We start from the raw sequence: 19,407 nt of genomic DNA on the forward strand, positions 1-19,407 counted from the left end.
CGCTTTCAATTCGATGGCATTCCGGGCACTTCGCTGCTTGACGCGTCCCTGTTCCGTGTCCCCGCCCAAAAAATTAACGCTCCCGGAAGGCGCGGTTCATCTGATCGGTGAAAGGTTTCACCAAATATGACGCCGCTGTCCTTTCCTGTGTTGAAATGAACACCTCTGCCGGCATGCCGGGAACAAGCTTGAAACCATGAAGTTTGGCGATCGCATCCTCGGTGGGGAGCAGATTAACGAATGCAACATAGTACTCCTGCCCATTTGAGGGATCGCGCGCCGAAGCGGGAGAAAGCATGACGACAGATCCCCTCATCTCCGGCGTTGTGTTGCGGTTGAACGCAGTTAGACGAACGCGGGCGGACTGCCCTTCTCTCACCTGGTCTATATCGGCCGGCGAGATCTTGATCTCGAACTTGAGCTCTGCATGCTGGGGTACGATCGTCGCGATCTTCGCAGCCGGCGTAATAACGCCGCCGACGGTATGAATAAAAAGCTCATTGACGTAACCCGCAACCGGAGACCTGATTTCGGTGCGAGACAGACGATCCTCGATCGCCAACTTTCGTTCGCTTAGCTCGGCGATGCGGGCGTCTACGGTCCGCAAGTCGCGTTGCGCCTCCGTGCTGGCGTTTTGATCTACGGCGATGATCTGAACCCTGATTTCACTGGCACGGACCTTAGCCCGGGCAATACCCGCAGAGATCTCGCCGCGTTCTCCCAGTATTCGCGCCCAGTCGCGGTGAGCTGAATAGACCCGGGTATACTCAACGATCTTCTTCTCGAAGAGAGCGTCCAGCTTGTCGCGCTCGGCACCAACCAATTGGATCTCGTGTTCTTTGGCAGCGAGCCGCGCTTCCATTCCCTTGATCTCCTCCAGGGTCTGGCTGACGCTGAGCTCGAGTTGCTCCTTTTGGCTATCCCTCCCCAACTTGTTGCCCGCGAACAGTCGGCGTTCACCCTGGATCACCACCTCCGAGGCGGTCGAAATGCGCCCGAGGTCGGCCGGGAATTCGATCGAAGGGAGGTTGTCGCGCTCCGCAATCAGTCGCGCTTGACGGCCCAGCGCTTCCCCCAGCTGTGACCTGACGATAAGGAGTTCTGCCTTGATTTGCACGTCGTCCAGAGTCGCCAGGATCTGTCCTTCGCGGACGAAATCGCCCTGGCGAATCGACAGCGTTTTCACGATGCCACCATCCCGATGCTGCACCTCCTTCAGGTTTTCGTCGACCTTGACGGTACCGCTGGCGACGATGGCCCCTTCCAGCTTGGCTATCGCCGCCCACCCGCCACAGCCGATCACCAATACAACCACAAGCGACAGTCCGCCGACTATCCTTGGCCATAGCCGGAGCGATCTCTCGATGCTGCCGGGATTGGTCGGCAACGCGGTTGCAAGTTCTCTCGGGTCGGTGTGTTTCATGGACGTTATTGCCTCAGCTGACCGCTACCGTGAAGTGAAGGTGATGATGCCCCTCGACCTGGATCGTGAAGAACTCGTCCGTGTTAGGTCGATCGTGCACGTCCACCAACGTCATCTTGTTGCTGTCCGTCTCTTCGAACCGAAACCGTACCGGCCGCTTGTCTCCGGTTGTCGAAAGATAGACATCCTCGAACATATCCGAGATTGTCTCGTCGACACCGCCCTCCCCGAGGACACTGATCTCGTATGTCGCAGCTACTATTCGATCCCCCACCGTAAAGTCAGTGATCTTGCGGACCGTCAGCGCCTGGTCATCATCGCCCGTCCTCCTGAACTCGAAGGTGTCGTCGCCGTCGCCTCCCGTCATCGAGATGGAGTTCGATCCAGCGGCGACAATGTGGTCATCGCCCGAGCCGGTAATGATCTTCTCGAAGGCTGCAATCAAGTCGTGCCCGACATCGAGACCGTCGGCAGTCCCTTCTTCGAGGTCGACCGTGATACTGAGGGTTGCGGTCGAATAATCGAGCGTGTCCTCTCCGGTTCCTCCATCATAGGTGTCATCGGCCACGTCGGCCGCCGCAACGACATGATCGTTGCCGCCGCCGACAGAAACTGTGTCACCTCCTGAACCATCCGAAACGCTGTCATTCCCGGCGCCTCCTTGGAGAAGGTCGTTCCCCTCGCCGCCGCTCATGGTCACGTCAGCCGTCATTGATTCCGCATCGACATGATCGTTGCCGCTTCCGCCGATGATCGTCTCCACTCCAGCGACCCTATCATGACCTATCTCGCGTCCCTCCGCCGTTCCATTTCCGAGGTCGATGGCAACGCTCTCCCTCGCGGCGGAAAAATCGATGGTGTCCAACCCGTCACTACCGTCGTAGGTATCGTTGGCCTCGTCGAGCGCGGCTATGAAATAGTCGTCTCCGGCATCGCCGTGTGCCCTGTCGCTACCCGTGCCATCCGCCAACAGGTCATTGCCGTTGCCACCGAACAGAAGATCATCGCCGGCGGCCCCGACAATCACGTCGTCGCCGGCACCACCGGCGAGGGTGTCATTGCCGCCACCGCCATCGATCCTGTCATTGTCCGCATCGCCCTGAACGGAATCATGGCCGGCGCCACCGATTAGGATGTCGGCGCCACCGCCGCCTGAAATGACGTCGTCTCCATCTTCTCCCATGATGGTGTCATCGCCGTCCTCGCCATAAAGACGGTCGTGACCGGCACCTCCGAACACCACGTCGTTTCCCGCGCCCGCGAACACCAGATCGTTGCCTTCCCCGGCATAGACGATGTCGTTGCCGCCCCCGGCGACGATGTGGTCGTCGCCCAGGCCGCCAATAATGATGTCATTGCCCTGGCGGGCGTCGATGTTGTCGTCGCCGTCCCGGCCGTCGATCCGATCGGCGCACTGCGTGCCGAGAAGGTTGTCGTCGGCAGCCGTCCCGATGACCAGCGGCGCTTCGATGACGCTGAAGTGCGCCGTCTGCACGACGAACGCGAAGCCGTCGGTGATGGTATAGGTCAGCGTCACCTCGCCGAGCATGCCATCGTCACGGGCGAACAACCAGCTCCCGTCCTGCGCCTGTGTGATGGCGCCGGAACTTGCCGTGAGATTGACGACCCTCATCATGTCGCCGTCCGGATCGGTGGCACCGCTCAACAGGGCCAGGAGCGAGATCGTCAGAGCCTCACAGCCGACCACATTGCGCAGCTGTACCGGTCCGCTGATCCGGGGCGCGCGATTGCGCTGAGGGTCGATATCGAGGTCCAGGTCCGGACGGGGAGGGAAGGGGCTCGGTCCGCGAGGCTTGGCGTCACCGCCTCCTCCGCCTCCCCCGCCCCCTCCGCCCCCTCCGCCCGAGGCACCCGCCCCATCGGAAGACGCGGATTGCGGGCGATTATCATTGTTCGCCCGGACTGGATCTCCCAATGGGCCATTGTCGACGCGAACCTGGCCGGGACGCTCTCGTCCGTTGAAGTCAAGTGCCGGAGAGTCATTGGCCAGGAACTCGCTGATCTCCTGCGGCAGCACGATCCTGATCGGCACGACGTTGTCGGAAGACTTGGCAGTGCGCGCGTCCGTGTTTGTGGCCGCATCTTCCTCATCTGCGAGGCTCGCTTCCGCTGCCGGCGCATCGTTCTCCTCTTCGGAACCGTCATCCCTGTTGGTCTTCCGGTCTTCGTGCGCTTCCACCGACGTCGGCAGAAAGCTCTTCAGGTACGTCGCAGCTGCGGTCAGGAACAGCAGGAAAGCGATCGGCAAGATCCCTTTCTTCTCCGGCTCCTTCTCGACGTAATCTTCGTGCTTTGGTCGCGATGGCCGTGACTGCGGTTTCAGCCCCTGAACTGTGATCATGCTGGCCTCCTCACTTGCGTTTGGAGTTCTTCGGTTGCAGGTCTTGCCGGCAGGCCCGGTGTCATGATGTCGTTCTTCGTTCCGAACGCCGTCATGCGGCCATTCTGGACGATGGCGACCATATCCACGGCCACGAGCGCACTGGGCCGGTGGGCAATCACGATCGTGATGCCGCCACGCGCCCTGATGCCTTCGATCGCCCTGGTCAGGGCCGCCTCGCCTTCGCCGTCAAGATTGGAATTGGGCTCGTCCATGATGACAATGAAGGGGTTGCCATAAAGCGCCCGCGCCAGCGCCACGCGCTGTCGTTGACCTGCGGACAATGCCGCGCCTTGGGGGCCAAGCTGCGTCCGATACCCTTCCGGCATCTTTACGATCATCTCGTGAACGCCGGCCGCCCTGGCTGCCTCGACCACTTTTTGATAGTCCGGCTGCGGCTCGAAGCGGCAGATATTCTCTTCAATCGTCGCATCCATCAGGCTGATCTCCTGCGGAAGGTAGCCGACGTGACGACCGATATCGTCCTCTTGCCATTGGCCGAGATCGGCGCCGTCCAGGCGAACGCTGCCGCGCAGCAACGGCCAGATGCCGGTAAGGGCGCGCACCATGGTGGTCTTGCCACCGGCGCTGGGTCCGATAATGCCGAGCGCCTGGCCAGCCTCGAGTTCGAAGCTGACGTCGCTCAGGATGACCTGTCCGGATCCGGGCACGGCGACCGTTGCCTTTTCCACGCTGAGCCGCTTGCTCGGCGCCGGCAGCTTCATCGGCTGGTCGACATCGGCAAGCGCCACGACCGTGTCGCGAAGCCGTTGAAAGGCCATCCGCGCCGAGATGAACGCTTTCCAGTTGCCGATCGCGAGATCCACCGGCGCCAGGGCGCGTGCGGAGGCGACAGAGCATGCGATGATCGCGCCGGCCGAGAGCTCACCCTTGATGGTGAGGTAGGCACCCAATCCAAGAACGGCGGACTGCAGCAGCATGCGCAGCACCCGCGATACGGCGGCGAAAGTGCCCGTGATATCATTCGTCCTGGTCTGAAGCTCGAGGTGCTCGCCATTGGCCGTATGGAATCGATCTACCGCACGGCTCGCAAACCCCATTGCCTTGATAACGTCCGCATTGCGTGCGTTGGAATCTGCGATGGTGTTACGGACCATTGCGGCCTTCCGAGCGGACACGCTCAGATGCTTGGTCATGATCTCGCTGACCACGGTGAGGACCGTCAGTATGAAGGCTCCCGCGAAGGTCAACGCGCCCAGGAGTGGATGCAGGAGATAGATGAACACCAGATAGATCGGCATCCACGGCAGGTCGAACAGCGCCGCGGGTCCCTGGCTGCCGAGAAAGCCGCGGACGGTATCGACGTCCCGGCCACGTTCGAGCGCCTCGGACGTGGAGAAGCCGTAACGCGGCATGTCGATCGCCACCCGGTGAGCCAGCGGAGCGACCTTCTTGTCCAGCCTCGCGCCGACACGCACCAGCACCTGCGAGCGAACGACGTCGAAGCCGCCTTGAAAGAGATAAAGTCCGATGGCCAGGCTCGACAGAACCACGAGAGTCGGGATGCTGCCGCTGGTCAGGGCCCGATCGTAGATCTGCATCATGTACAACGAGCCGGTCAGGGCCAGCACGTTGATCATTCCCGAAATCAAGAACAGAAACAGGGCGATGCCGCGGAAACCACGCGTCAACTCCTCAAGATTGCGGCGCTTTGCCGGCGTCAACTCTTTGGACTTGGCCATTGGACTCCAACGCTCGCTTCAGAAAGAAAGGGAGAGGATGGAGGCGGATTGTTCGATCCGCCTCCATCGTCCTGGCCCTAGAGATTGAAGTTGGAATTCGTCAGGGTGTGATGACCTTCTATTTCAATAGTGAACTCGGCGGCGTCGTCGCTGTCGACGTTACCTTGCAGGACGGTGAATTCGCCATCGGCCCGGCTCTCGAAGCGGACGGCCAATTGGCCCGCCGCCGTCTGAGCGGCCCCGCTCACGAGAGTGAAGGCCTGATCAGCTGCCGCACCAGTGTTCGCATCGATGCCGCTCAGATCGATGCGATCGCCGGGCTCGAACCCATGGATCGTGTCGCCATCCGCGGCGAAGGTGGTTTGGAACTTGAATGTGTCGTTACCTGCGCCGCCATTCACCACGTTGGCCGCGTTGCTCGCCGTGATGGTGTCGTCGCCGGACCCGGTGTTGACGTTCTCGATGCCCCAGATTGTGTCGTTGCCCGTCTGGATGCTCGACACGCTGCCGTTCATCAGCGGGCCGGAGCCTAGGTTGACGTTGACCGCCGCGGTCGACGCCGACATGTCGAGCGTGTCGACGCCGCCGCCCCCGGTACCTTCGTCGCCGAAGTACGTGTCGTTGCCGTCACCGATCTCGGCTATAATCAGATCATTGCCGGCGCCGCCGAAGACGGTATCGTCGCCCGCGCCGGCCGTGATCATGTCATCGCCTTCGTCTCCGAAGAGGCGATCTGCCCCGGCATCGCCGTAAACGATGTCGGCGTCAGCACCGGCGAATACGTGGTCGTCACCCGCTCCGGCAAAGATCACGTCCCTCCCCGCCCCGCCGTTGGCGAAGTCTGCATCCTCGCCGAGAGCGATCGCGTCGGCCCCGGCATCGCCGATGGCGATGTCACTTCCGGCGAATGCAACGATGTTGTCGTCGCCCGCCGTGCCGACCAGCATGTCCGACTGCGCCGTTCCGGTGCGAACCACGCCGTCCACTGCGGTGTCATCATCCTCGCTGTCGTCCGGCGGCGGCTCGGTGTCGTCGCCGCCAGGCTCATCCGCCAGGAATTGCGGCGGGACGATCCCTGTGAAGGTGACCGAATGGATCCCGTTCGAGATCGTCTTGGTGCCGTTGTCGTTCTCGACGAGCTCGTACGCCGAAATATCCGATCCTTCGGGAAGCTCGATCACGTCCTCGGCCTGCAGGGCGCCGATGATGGTGTCGTTGCCGCCGTTGGACCTGAACACGATGCGATGAGCCGAAGTCAGGGCCGAAATGTCGATCGTGTCGTCACCTTCCTCACCATCGATGGTGATGGTATTGAGGCGCAGGCTGGTGCCCGAGAAGTCGCCGATCACCTGGATCGTGTCGCCGCCTGCGCTGCCGCTGCCGACGGGTTCCGAGTTGTTGATACGAATCTCCTCGATCTCGCGCAACTCGGCTATGACCGAGTTGGCAAAGTCGGTATTCGCGCCACGCGTGACGACAATCTCCGTGGCCGCATTGAGGCTGGCCCCGATGTTGCCGGGCAGCGCATCCCAGGCGGCACGGGTGTAGATGCGGTAGGTCTCCGCGACGGCTGCGTTGCCGGCGATCACGAAGGTATCGCCCAAAGCTCCCTCGGCTCCGCCGTTGACGATATCGCGACCGTCGGAGTTGGTCAGCGACGTCGCGGTCGCGGTGTTGGCGTTCCAGTTGAACGTGTCGTCGCCATCATCGCCATTCAGCGTATCGTTGCCGGTGCCGCCATTCACGATGTCGTTTCCACCCCCGGCATTGACCGAATCATTGCCGGCAAGGGCATTGATCGTATCGGCATTGGCGGTCCCGTTCAGCGGGACGTTGTTGCCCGCCGTTCCGTTGATCGTGGAGGCCGGCGTCGTCGCCAGGGTGAAATCGTTGATGTCGATGGAGGCATTGCCGATGCCATTGATCGTGATCGTGCCTTGGATCGGCGAGGCCGCACCTCCCTCCCTGATCGTGAGCACGGTGTTGCCACCAGACGCGCTCTCAAAGACACGGGTGGCAAAGTTGGCCGCCGTGACGCCAAGACCTGAGAGATCGATCTTGTCCTGGGTCGCCGCGGTGCCCCCATCTGCATCGAAGCTGCTGATGGTATCGTTGCCGAAGCCGCTCGCGTTGTAGGCGATCGTGTTGAAGCCGGTGCCGACATCGATGAGGTCGTTGCCTTCGCCACCTATGATCACGTCGTTGTTGTCGCCGCCGGACAGGGTATCGTTGCCGGTACCGCCGTCGAGCAGATCGTTGCCGCCGTTGCCCGTCAGGACGTCGACACCGCCGCCACCGAACAATTGATTGGTGGCGTTGTTTCCGACGATCGTGTTGTCGAGAGCGTTGCCGGTTCCATTGATCGTATTGCCTCCGACCAAGTTCAGGTTCTCGACGTTGGTGCCGAGAGTGTAGCTGATGGACGAGTCGACCCGATCGATTCCGCCCGAACCCGCGGCGATCTCATTGACCACGTCGCCAGCATCGTCAACGACGTAGATATCGTTGTCGGCGCCGCCCGCCATGGTGTCGGCCCCGGCACCGCCATTGAGCGTGTCGGTACCGATGCCGCCGTTCAGCGTATCGCCATCGTCGCCGCCGTTCAGCGTATCGTTGCCGTCGCCGCCGAGCAGGCTGTCGGCGCCGAGCCCGCCGTTCAACGTGTCGTTGCCCAGGAGTCCGCTCAGGGTGTCGGCGAGGTCGCCGCCCGTGATGACGTTGTTGAGATCGTTGCCGGTACCGACGAACGGATCGGCATCGATGCCCGTGTATGCCAGGTTCTCCACGTTGGCGAACGCTACGATCGACAACACGGCCATTTCGGTCTCGATCGTGTCGGTGCCCTGGTTCAAGGCTTCGACCGCGACGTCTGCGATATCGTCGACGACGTAGGTGTCGTTGCCGTTCAGGCCGATCATCACGTCGGCATCGAGGCCGCCGTCGAGAAGGTCGCCATCACCGGCTCCCGAACCGCCGACCAGAAGGTCTTCGCCGGCTCCGCCTTGCAGCTCGTTGTCTCCGGTGCCGCCGAAGATCAGGTCGTTTCCGCTGCCGCCGATTATCTCGTCATTGGTAAGGTTCTCGCCGGCGACGAAGTTGTTAGCCGTCGACGCCGCGAGGTTGATCGTGCGGCTGAAACCGGTCGGATCGGCACGGTTGACGACGTAATCCTCGAAGCCGAGCAGATAGCCATTGTAGGTGGCGCCGGTGAAGTTGATGCTCTCGATGCCCCGCTGCGGATTGCCGCCGTCGAAGTGATTGATGGCGGACACCGTCTGTCCGTTCACGGCGACGACAAGGTCGCCATTGGCGGTGCCGGTATCATTGTCTGCGGCATTCAGCGTCGTGAGCGCAACCGGCAGGTCCTCTGTGCTGCCCGTCTGGATCACGAGCCGATCGGTCGAACCGCCGTTGTCGAGTTCGGTGATCGTGTCGTTCCCGTCGCCCAGGCGGACGTTGTAGGTGTCATTGCCGAGGCCGCCGTTGAGCGCATCGTTACCGAGGCCGCCGTCGAGCGCATCATTGCCGTCCCCGCCGTTGAGCGTGTCGGTTCCGTCGCCGCCAATCAGGATGTCGTTGCCACCCAGACCATTGAGCACGTCGTTTCCGCCGAGCCCGACGATCAGGTCGTTGCCGTCGTTGCCCACGGGGGCGCCCGGATTGGTTCCATTGAGAGCCGGATCGTTGCCCGGCGTTCCCATGATGATGTTAAATGACTCGCCGCCCGCGAACTCGACACGCTCGATGCCGCGCAGCTTGTCGGATCCGTCGCCATCCGCGACGGTGTGTGTCACCTGTATGGTGCCGTCGGCATTGCCGGCGAAGATGTATTCGCTAGCAGCGCCCGAGAACACCGCGGTATCGGTGTCGACGACCGCGTCGCCGGTAGCCAGGATCTCGCGCACGATCACGAGCTGACCCGGATTGTACGTGCCGGCAAACATGGCGGCAGCGAGCGTCGTCATGCTGTTGTGCGAGTCGATTTCAGGGCCGGTTCCGTCCGAGTTTTGACGGACGCTGATCCGGACGTTCAGCCACTTGTCGCCATCGATGATGTCATCGCCAGCGCGGCCCGTGATCCTGTCGCTGCCGTCGCCACCGAGGATGATGTCACCCGCGGAGTAGGACGTAACGCCGGTGCCCAGGACGGCGTCGAGGCCGTTGATCAGTGCAAGGCTCTCGGCCGTGACGGTGCTGCCGGTGTAGCCTTCCGAACCGCCGACAGATGACGGCAGACGATCGGCGGCCAGGGTATCGGAGCCGGTGAGGATATCGTTGAACCTCGAGCCCGACACGCCTTCGACGGACTCGTAGGCGTCGAGCGTGCCGTTCACGGGCGGGTTCGGGAACTCATCGAACACGATACCGCGCGTCAGGTCCGCGTCGACGCCGAAGGTGTTGTCCTTGTACGTCACCCAGTCCCAGCCCGACATACCGGCCAGCTTTCCACGGCCGGGACTGCCAACCATGACGTCGTCGCCGCCCTCGGCGATGAACTCGTCGAAACCGCCATCGCCCAGGAACACATCGTGTCCGACGACGCCATCGCGCGCAAAGAGCTCGTCGAAGTTGTCGCCCGGCGCGCCGTCGAAAGTGCCGGTCTCGATCCAGTCGTTGCCCTCATTGCCCAGAAGGCGTTCGGCGTTCTTGTTTCCGTAGATGAAGTCATCGCCTTCACCGCCGAACACCTCGCCGCCGGCATCGTTGCCTAAGAAGACAAAGTCCTTGCCGGCACCGCCGAGGACGAGATCCAGCCCCGGTCCCGAGTTGATGACGTCGTTGCCGGCGCCGCCCTTGATGTTGTCGTCGCCGCCGAGATCCTTGATGATGTCGTCGCCGTCGCCGCCATTGTGGACGTCGTTGCCGGCGCCCCCCTCAAGGAAGTCGTTGCCGGCATCGCCATGCAGCGTGTCGTCCCCTTCGCTGGCGATAAGGATATCGTTTCCGGCAGTGCCGCCGAGCACGACGTGCTGATCGCCCGTGTATCGCAGGTAGTTGGTGTCCGCACCCGGGGTGGCCGGATTGTTGCGGATGACCAACGGAGTGAGGATTCCGCCGCCAACCGGATCGTTGCCGAGATTGTCGGCGCTCTCATCGACTCCAACGGTCAGCGGATCATCCGCCAGGATGCCATCCGCACCGGCCGTCTCACCTAGTCCAGGATTGTATTGCTTGGTTCGGTCGATCTCGAGGATCAGGCCGGGGACCGAGAACACGTCCGAGGGCAGATGGGTGGCATCCGTGTTGCGCATGATCATGGCGGCGAAGGAGTTCGCCTCCATCTCCCCGAATAGATGCAGGCCGTCGAGCCGCTGCAGATAGTAGAAGCGGTCGCCGTTCTGAAGCTGCTCCAGCGACACCTCGAAAACGAAGTTGAAGGTTGAACCCAGCATGCCGCCGAACGGCAGGATCTTTTCGGCGAGGCCGCCGATCCAAAGATCGACATTCTCCAGGCCCCCCAGGGCGTTGCCGGCCCCGTAGGCACCGATGCCGTTGAGGAAGTCCTCGGCATCCGCGGGAACCAACAGGCCGCCGACCGATTGCCCGGTGATGATGGTCAGCGCCGCGTCACGCTTGCCCTCGATGGTCGTCTGGCCGGTGATCAGCGCGTGGTTTCCATACGCCGCGATGAAGTTGATGATCGACGCCTCGTGCTTGAGGTTGGCAGCGAACTCAACCCAGCTCTCGTAGGGCTTGAGCTCGGCCGCGCTGTTGGTTATCTCGAAAAACTCACGCCGCGCGGCGTTGAGCGACGGCACGCCGGTATCGCGGCCACGCGCCAGATTGATGGTGGCGAGATCGAGCGGCAGGCCGAGCAGGTTGTTGCGCAACGCACTGGTCACGAACTCGTCGATCTCGTTGCCGACCTGGCGGGTCATACCCCGGATGATCGCGCCGGCCGCGACCTCGTCGGTGACGCCGTGCGCGGTACCGCCGACTTCGTCGAACTCGAATGGATTAAGGAATCCCTCGATAAGGCCGATATGGCCGGCGTTGAACGACGGATCGAACCGGTCAATCGTCTCAGTCAGCATCGAGTGACCGAAGCGATAGACGACGTGAGCGAACTCGGCGACAATCGACGGATTGATCGTGACGTCGTAGCCGTCGGGAACAACAAACGGGTTGATCTGGGGCTGAACCTTGCGCGCGAATTCCTCGAACACGAGATGTTGGTACTGCATCTCGGTGCCGAACTTGGCGGCTTGGAACAGGCGTTCCCCGTTCCATTCCAAGTCGCTGACGCCGTCACCGATCACGGCACCTGGCACCAGCCATTCCTGGATGAACGCGTTATCGCCGGTGGCCAGAATGACCGCCTTGGTGTGCTCCACCAAGCGGTTGTGCTCGGCGTGGAAGACATGATGGACCGCGGTCAGGCCGATGTTCTCGTTGACGCGGCCGTCGCCCGCGATGAAATGCGCGTCGAGCAACTCGTTGTCATATGCACCGGGATCTGCCGGTTGGTTGCCTGGATTGCCCAGCCCGATCTCGATGTCGCCATCCGCCAGGCCGGTCGGAACGGCATCGTGAGCGATGTCAGCGAGGAAAGCGTGACCAATGCGGATGGCACCGGCAATGCCGACAGGAGCATCCGGTGTCCCGGAAATCGTCACATCGTCGGCGGTGTTCGGGATGCCATCGGGGCCGATGCCGATAATGACCTGCGGTGTGCCATTCGCTCCGGGGATGAAGTTGCCGTACTGGTCGGTTCTCAGTAGGGGCACGTTGCCGACGTCGGAGTCGGTCAGGATGATCCCCAGCATGTCCCGGGCCTGAGCCTTAAGCTCGCCCCAGGTCGCCATGCCGCCGTTGGCGCCTTCGATCAGCCTGCCGGTTGCGACCGGCTCGCCATCTCCGTTCAGCACGTATTGCCGCAGGAATACCTGATGCGAAGAATGGGAGGTGTAGGTCTGATTCTGGTCGACAAACGACGTCGTCGTGTTGATGGGTCTGACATCGTCGGCCGTACCCATGATGCCATCGGCTCCGGGCGTAACGGTCGCCCGCGTCAGCACCATGAAGTTGGTGTGGCTGCCCGGGACATACAGCGGATCGTCGGGCTGCAGAGGAATGTAGACAGTACCGCTGCCGCCCTTCCCCACCAGGTCGAGGCCGTGGTCGAAGAACTGGCCGAACAGAGTGAACCACGAGTTGAACGATGCTGACAGGCCGCCGTCCGGCGCGATGTTGGGCAGGCTGATGTTCTCGCCATCGAATTCGATGCCGAATTCAGCCAGGGTTGTTGCCAGTCCTGCGATAGCCGCCTCTGCCGCCGCATCTGCCGCATCGCTGGCGTCTTCGGCTGTCGCCTCGTTTGCCACTGCCGTCGCCAGCGCGTCGTTGGCGGCTGTCAGAGCGGCAAGAGCTTCCGCGACGGCGTCGGGATCAACCAGCGCAGTCAGATCGGCCGTGAGACTCTCGGCAGGCGCAACATTTTCATCCGCCAACGTCGCCGCAGCAGCGATCGTTGCAAAATGCGGTCCTGCAGACTGACCTTCGACCAACGCTCCCCGGATCGCCACCAACTGCGTGTGCAACGTCAGCGCGTTCGTCTGGACGGCCTGCGCGTCGGCGAATTCGGCATGGCCCACAGATAGCCCGGTCACCACGGCGGCGGCAGCGTTGGAGGCGGCGAGCGCCGCTGCGACTGCGGCCTCGACTGCGGCGATGTCCGCAGCGCTGATGTTGCCACCGACGAACAGTGCAATCGCGGCCGCTTCTGTCGCAGCATCGGCGGCCGCGGCTGCATCGTCGGACGTGGCGGCCAGCGCTGCGACAGCCGCGCCGTTATTCGCAAGGGCAGCGTCATAGGCAGCCTGCGCCGCAACCTGGGTTGCCGTTGCCGCCGCGACAGCTGCCTCGGCGGCAAGCTCGGCAGCCTGTGCAGCGGTAGCGGCAGCGGTTGTCGTGATGATAAGCTCGGCTGCGTTCTGGACAATCACCAGGTCCGCAAACGGGTCTGCCGAACCGGCGCGCTCAAGCGCCGTCACGATGGCCGCTGGATTGTTCAGCGTCTGGTCGACGATGAGGTTGGAGATCGTACGGATGCTGCCGTCGACGACAAAGGAGTTCGGATCGTTGGAGGGCGCGTAAGTCGACTGAGTCGGGATCGGAGGCATTCCTCCCGGGCCGTCGAAGTCCAACGGCGTGCCGCTCGCCGGCCGGAAGTCGGTCCCGAGCCCCTCGGGGAATTGGATGTCAGCAGCGCCCCACCGCTCCTGCCCCGGCAGCAGATTGTTGTAGGTGCCGTCAACCGTACGAAGACCCAGTGAGAGGTTGTAAGCCGGCACAAGCCCACCAACGCCAAACAGCGGCTGACCGCTCGCGTGCGCCTCAGAAATCTTGATCTGCTCCAGGATGAATTCCAGATCGCTCTTGATGTAGGAAACCATGACGCGCTCCCGTTGTTGGGCACAGAGGCCGCCCAAAGGAGTGAGGTGTCCTAAAGGCGCAACCGTGAACTCTGGAGCAACTTTGAGACTTGGAAGCCGCGTATGGAACGGAGGAAGGTCCGACCGAATTTGAGACAAAGGTCGGAATGATCTTCAGACCTTGGTCCGAAGGAAGAGGCTGGCCACAGCTCGTTTGAAGGAGCGCTTGAAAACCTTCAGCGCTATAAGTGCCTTCTGCGCCAAGCCGTGGCGGAGGACCGATCTCATATAGCTGAAGTGTGTGGCAAGACCGTCCCGGGCAAATGTCAGGACGAGCACTCCGCCAACTCGGGATCATCCTGTGGGTAGAGGGTGGGATGGACTGCTTTCGACGCGAACGCCAACTTGCGATACAAGGTCCCGAAGTCGGGTATTCGTGGTCACCGCGTCGGCTATCCTAACCACGCGGCAAGCTTTCTGCTGCTATCAAGCGGAGACGCGGGCTCCTGCCTAGGAGTCCATTGGCCTTGAATTGGTGTGGCTCAATGAGCCTGCTGCCAAATTCTTGGCCATGCTCGACGCAAAGAGCGCACTGACGGATCTTCTCGACGCTTCTTCGTTCTGTCCCGTGAACAGCATCCATGCATGAACCAACATGGCTTGTGCAAGGACCTGGTCGGAGACGCCCTTGCTTCGCGCTTGAGTTTTGGCGAGTTGGATGAACTCACGCGCCCAGAACAAATGCTCTCTCGATGAGCCATTTCGGTTGGTTGATTCGTGTTCTTGTTTGATCATCGGGGTCATTCCTAAGTTGATCGCCAGTATAGACGTGGTTGCCTCAATTGAGAGTATGCGCGCCCAAATTGGACTCCTGCATTTTCTGAGCGGCGACAACAACCTCCAGCCGATTGCGAGCATTCATCTTTTGCATGAGGATCGTCATATAATGTTTCACCGTTTTATCACTCAGCTTGAGGCGCGCTGCGATTTCCTTATTCGTATTGCCACGGACCAAGAGCTTGACGATTTGCTCTTCACGGATGGTAAGGTTGATGATGGCTGCAGCCTTGCGCCGAAGCGTTTCATCCCGTAACCCCGCGATAACTTGGCTGGCAAAGCTCCGGGTGATGTAGTTTTCACCCCGTGCAACGGCTTCGATGGCTTCGATCAGCTCGCACGACTGAGCCGCCTTCAAGACGAATCCAACAGCGCCTGCGTCGAGCGCTCGAATCGCAGTTGCAACCCCGACCACTCCTGTGAAGGCAACGACCTTCACGGTAGGCACGCTGCTGACTACCTTGGTGATGGCCTCAAAGGCATTGCCTGGCATACCGACTTCAACAATCAAAATGTCCGGTCGGCAGTCAGTCGCGAGCTGGAGAATATCCGGGACGGCCGATCCAGTTCCCAGCAGTTCCAAATTTGCGTTGCGGCCAACGACGCTGACAAGCGCTTCCAACGTAATCGGATGATAATCAACGATGGCCACTGAAATTCGACGCATCAACCGCTCCATTTAAAAGCGAGATAAATATTAAAACAAGCTCAGAGATAAATGATTTTAAATAGAATGTAAACGGTCCGTTGCCTGCACCTTCATTATCCCTTCCTCCATGCCTAGGATGCCCCAGCACCTTATCTCGCAAGTGCGCAAAGACTGCGGAGACTTGGCACTACGAAGACTTGGCCCAGTCGATGACGGGAACACTACGGCGGAAGGATCTTTGCAATTGAGCCGGTTCCCTGGCGCGATGCCGAGACTGCATCGGGTAAACGGGGCCTCTGGTTGCTCTCAGCTAGGCGGGCTTTCTCTCTCAGCCTCTCTAGGTTCTCCATTGCCTTAAGCAATCTCACCAGATCGGAGACCATATGTGCCAAAGTAGGCTTGCGCGGCTTTGGGACTCGAGATTTCTGCTTCATCGCGAAACGGCTCCCTGCCAGACCGACGGAGATGTGGATTGATCCGCAAGGACCGTGCCAACGCAATCCGACCGGGATCCACGCAGCGAGGGGCTGTAGGCGGCGCGAGGTTATCGGGTGGGTGGCCCCTTCCATCCATAGGACTGGTGCGGGATCTCGCCGGTGATGTCGACCTCTTTGTCGTCAGAGAGGCGCCAGGCCGCAACTCCGAAGCAAACGGTTAGAACCACGGCCGTCGGCAGCAGCAGCATCGATAGAAACTGGCTCACGCCTACACCCCTGAATGCGACGCATCAGTGAGCGACCACTAAAAGTCGAATCGGAAAATGCAGACACGTTGACCTATCGCAGAGTATCCCCAAGCCATTGCGTGACTGCGCAAGTTGCCCTTGGTTGAACAGCTATAACAAGACACTTGAATTGCTCAATTGGGTCGCTTGTCCGCTGGACCAGTGGCGCGACTAGCAATCGCAGAGCGGCTGACGATCCATGCAGGAAGGCCGCCACTTAAGAGTGCACGCTCAAGCGGAATCGCGGCCTGGGACTCACAATGCAGGTGGCGGCGCATACCGGATTCCACATCGTATCTACGAAGTGCGCTATCGGGCCTCTGCAGGCTCTTTGCGGTCAACGTCGTCAGGGCGCAGAGGTCCTCGCCAAGGGCGGCGCGGACACGCGTGATTCCGTCAGCGTCCGGGCATGCGAATTACGCCCCGGCAGAGGACGATTGGAATCGTGCAGCTCAGCCGGTTCGTCCAGCGACATCGAGACGTGGAACTGATGCTGCTGAAGGAAGGCGAGAATGTCGTCCGACAGATGATGCAGGGTTGAGGTACTGGTGTATCGGATCTGCCGCCGCTCGGCTTCGTTGCGTCGCGTAATCGTCTCGACGATATGCTTGATGCGGTCGAATGCAAGCAGCGGCTCGCCGTCTTGGAATTCGACCGTGAGCTCCGCACCTGGCGCATCGAATAATCGATCGATGGCAGCATTCGCAGTCGCCTCGGACATGTCGAATCGATCTGATTGATCCGACGCGCGCGATACCTGCCAGTATCGGCACGAATGATCGCAGCGCAACGTCACGACGAAGATGTGGAGTTTTGGTCCGCCGCGCAGAAAGGACTTTCGCGTTCTCAGTTTGGTCGCGAGCAGACGGATCGGCAGGTCGGAATCACGGCGCCGGATGACCTGAATGGCTTCCAGCTCATCGGCTGTCTGCTCCGGCAGCGACCAGCTCTCCACAAGCGCGCCCAGATCGTCGGGCGCGACGAACGCGACAAACGACACTACGGCTTCCATTGTGCCGACACGAGATGCCTCCTTATGCGACCCCGACTTCGACCTATCAGCCTCAGGACTGTCGCTTCTGGTTCTAGCTTAAGCTCGTCGTACTGCAATGTGTTGCACGAATGGTCCACGACCCTGACACCAGTTCGTCCCGGGCCACGAACGGCCGCTTTGTGGAATCGAGATGTGACGCGGCGACGCGCACCCCCTGCAGCCCGTCATGCGACAGCGCAGGGCTATCGATCGTCCCTCATTTCAGCTGGATATCCAGCCAGCCCAGCGCGTTGACGGTGATGTGGTCGCCGGCATTGACGACCACGGTGGTAGTTTCAGCCTCGACGATCGCAGGACCATAGATGGAATGACCGGGCTGCAGGGCGCTCGCAGCATAGACCGGCACCTCGCGCCATTCGCCAAAGAATGCCTTCCGCTGTCCCGAGGGGCTGCAGGGCGATGCGACGACTGACGTCTGGGCGACTTGCGCTCCTTGAGGAACAATACCCACGCAGGCGACGCGCGCATTGACGAATACGACCTCCTGATCCGGCGAGGAATAGGTGTACAGCTCCTCGTGACGATCGTGGAAGCGCTGTTCGATTCGATCAACGATGTCGTCGGCCGCCCAGTCGAGGTCATTCAGTTGAACGTCGATCTCGAAAATCTGCTCGCCATAGCGCATTTCCGCCGAGCGCTCGACGATCACCTCGCCGCCGAACCATGACTTCAAACGGGTGGCCGCCGCCTGCTCGAGATCGGCGAAGACCGCCCTGACTTCCGCAGCCGTAATGCGCCGTCCGGCGCTGTAATGCGTCCGGCTGACCTCGTAGCGCAGATTGCTGGTCAGCATGCCCCACGCCGAAAGCACGGATGCCGCCGTCGGAACGATAATGCGCCTGATCTCCAGCTCGCGCGCCACTTCGGCCGCATGGAGCCCGGCGGCTCCGCCGAAGCTGAGCAGGGCGTAGCGCCGCGGATCGACGCCGCGACGCAGGGTCATCAGGCGGATGCCATCGGCCATGCGCAGATTAACCATACGATAGATACCGGCGGCGGCATCGACGCGCGACAGGTCGAACGATTTCGCAAGACGGTCGACCGCCGCCTCGGATGCGGCGCGATCAAGCGGCCGTTTGCCGCCCATGAACGCAGCCGCGTCAAGATAGCCGAGAACGACGTTGGCGTCCGTCACCGTCGCTTCGGTCCCGCCATTGCCATAGCACGCGGGCCCCGGCACCGAACCGGCGCTTTCCGGCCCGACGCGGAACGCGCCCCCCACATCGAGACTCGCAATTGAACCGCCACCTGCCGCAATGCTGGCGATGTCGAGACTGCGTAGCGCGATCCGTTGATCAGCGAGGCTGCCGTCAGCCGATAGCGAAGCACAGCCATCGGTGATCAGCGAAATATCGGTGCTCGTTCCACCCATGTCGAACGGCACCAGATCCGGAATTCCGAGCAGCTCAGAGCAGCGCCGGCAGCCGGAAATGCCGCCCGCAGGGCCGGACAGCACGGTGCCAGCGGCAAGCCGCGCGGCCGCCTCGACCGGCGCCATGCCGCCATGGGAGAGGATGATGAAAAGGCTGCTGGCCAGCCCGGCCTCCCTGAGCCGTGCCTCGAGACTGGTGAGATAGCGCCGCACCGCCGGTCCGACGTAGGCATTGACGATGGTCGTCGAGACGCGCTCGTATTCCTTGATCTGCGGCAGCACGTCGCTCGACCGCGACACGCTGACATCGGGCAGTTCGCGCTCCAGCCGCTCGACGGTCGCGATTTCATGGGCGGGATTGCGATAGGAGTGCAGGAAGCACACGGCGACCGACGTCGCGCCGGCCGCCCGGATCGCGGCAATCGCATCACCGAGCGAGTCCTGATCGAGCGGGATCAGCACCTCGCCATCGGGCCTGACGCGCTCGCGAACGCCGAAGCGAAGCTCGCGCGGCACCAACGGCTCGGGGGGCGCCGTCCGCAGATTGTAACGGTCCCCCTTCAGGCCCTCGCGCATTTCGATGACGTCGCGATGACCCTCCGTCGTCAACAGCGCGACCTTGGCGCCCTTGCGTTCGAGCAGCGCATTGGTGGCGACCGTCGTGCCGTGGACGAGGCGCTCGGTTTGGCCGAGCATGTCCGCTCGCGACAAACCGAGCCGACGCGCCAGTTCCTCGAGGCCGGTCATCACGCCGATCGACTGATCCGCCGGCGTGGACGGCGATTTCGCGAATATGGTTCGCCCCTCGCGATCGATCGCGACCAGGTCGGTGTAGGTCCCCCCGACATCGATTCCAATCGTAAACATGG

At 61.7% G+C, this 19,407-nt stretch carries 8 protein-coding genes; all 8 read right to left on the bottom strand.

All coding sequences use genetic code 11. The annotated features are described in order from the left end of the window. Positions 1–73 precede the first annotated feature (73 nt). Positions 74–1,423 carry an HlyD family type I secretion periplasmic adaptor subunit gene (locus WI560_RS24430; RefSeq protein WP_375305225.1) on the bottom strand — a complete coding sequence of 450 codons (1,350 nt, stop codon included), beginning with the start codon at positions 1,421–1,423 and terminating at the stop codon, positions 74–76. A 13-nt stretch (positions 1,424–1,436) separates the two neighbouring features. Further along, positions 1,437–3,785 (bottom strand): calcium-binding protein, encoded by a 2,349-nt coding sequence (locus WI560_RS24435; RefSeq protein WP_375305226.1) that lies wholly within the window; start codon positions 3,783–3,785, stop codon positions 1,437–1,439. Continuing rightward, complete coding sequence (locus WI560_RS24440) at positions 3,782–5,527, bottom strand: type I secretion system permease/ATPase (protein WP_375305227.1); 1,746 nt, start codon at positions 5,525–5,527, stop codon at positions 3,782–3,784. The genes WI560_RS24435 and WI560_RS24440 overlap by 4 nt, the downstream gene beginning before the upstream one ends. A gap of 77 nt (positions 5,528–5,604) precedes the next feature. Then, positions 5,605–13,923, bottom strand: coding sequence for a peroxidase family protein (locus tag WI560_RS24445; RefSeq protein ID WP_375305228.1), 8,319 nt, complete (start codon positions 13,921–13,923; stop codon positions 5,605–5,607). A 489-nt stretch (positions 13,924–14,412) separates the two neighbouring features. After that, entirely contained in the window at positions 14,413–14,697 is a 285-nt protein-coding gene (locus WI560_RS24450; RefSeq protein WP_375305229.1) for a hypothetical protein, read from the bottom strand. Positions 14,698–14,740: 43 nt separating this feature from the next. Beyond that, positions 14,741–15,406, bottom strand: a complete 666-nt coding sequence (locus WI560_RS24455; RefSeq protein WP_375305230.1) for a LuxR C-terminal-related transcriptional regulator — start codon at positions 15,404–15,406, stop codon at positions 14,741–14,743. Positions 15,407–16,458: 1,052 nt separating this feature from the next. Continuing rightward, positions 16,459–17,112, bottom strand: a complete 654-nt coding sequence (locus tag WI560_RS24460) for a 4Fe-4S cluster-binding domain-containing protein (protein ID WP_375305231.1) — start codon at positions 17,110–17,112, stop codon at positions 16,459–16,461. A 250-nt stretch (positions 17,113–17,362) separates the two neighbouring features. Further along, positions 17,363–19,405, bottom strand: coding sequence for a hydantoinase/oxoprolinase family protein (locus tag WI560_RS24465; protein ID WP_375305232.1), 2,043 nt, complete (start codon positions 19,403–19,405; stop codon positions 17,363–17,365). Between the last annotated feature and the right edge of the window lie 2 nt (positions 19,406–19,407).

It is taken from the genome of Bradyrhizobium sp. A11 (assembly GCF_042077125.1).
GTDB classification, from domain to species: domain Bacteria; phylum Pseudomonadota; class Alphaproteobacteria; order Rhizobiales; family Xanthobacteraceae; genus Bradyrhizobium; species Bradyrhizobium japonicum_B.

Coding starts and splice junctions, on each gene's coding strand:
- WI560_RS24450 (WP_375305229.1), bottom strand. CDS start 14,697: ATGATCAAACAAGAACACGAATCAACCAACCGAAATGGCTCATCGAGA.
- WI560_RS24465 (WP_375305232.1), bottom strand. CDS start 19,405: ATGTTTACGATTGGAATCGATGTCGGGGGGACCTACACCGACCTGGTC.
- WI560_RS24455 (WP_375305230.1), bottom strand. CDS start 15,406: ATGCGTCGAATTTCAGTGGCCATCGTTGATTATCATCCGATTACGTTG.
- WI560_RS24445 (WP_375305228.1), bottom strand. CDS start 13,923: ATGGTTTCCTACATCAAGAGCGATCTGGAATTCATCCTGGAGCAGATC.
- WI560_RS24435 (WP_375305226.1), bottom strand. CDS start 3,785: ATGATCACAGTTCAGGGGCTGAAACCGCAGTCACGGCCATCGCGACCA.
- WI560_RS24440 (WP_375305227.1), bottom strand. CDS start 5,527: ATGGCCAAGTCCAAAGAGTTGACGCCGGCAAAGCGCCGCAATCTTGAG.
- WI560_RS24430 (WP_375305225.1), bottom strand. CDS start 1,423: ATGAAACACACCGACCCGAGAGAACTTGCAACCGCGTTGCCGACCAAT.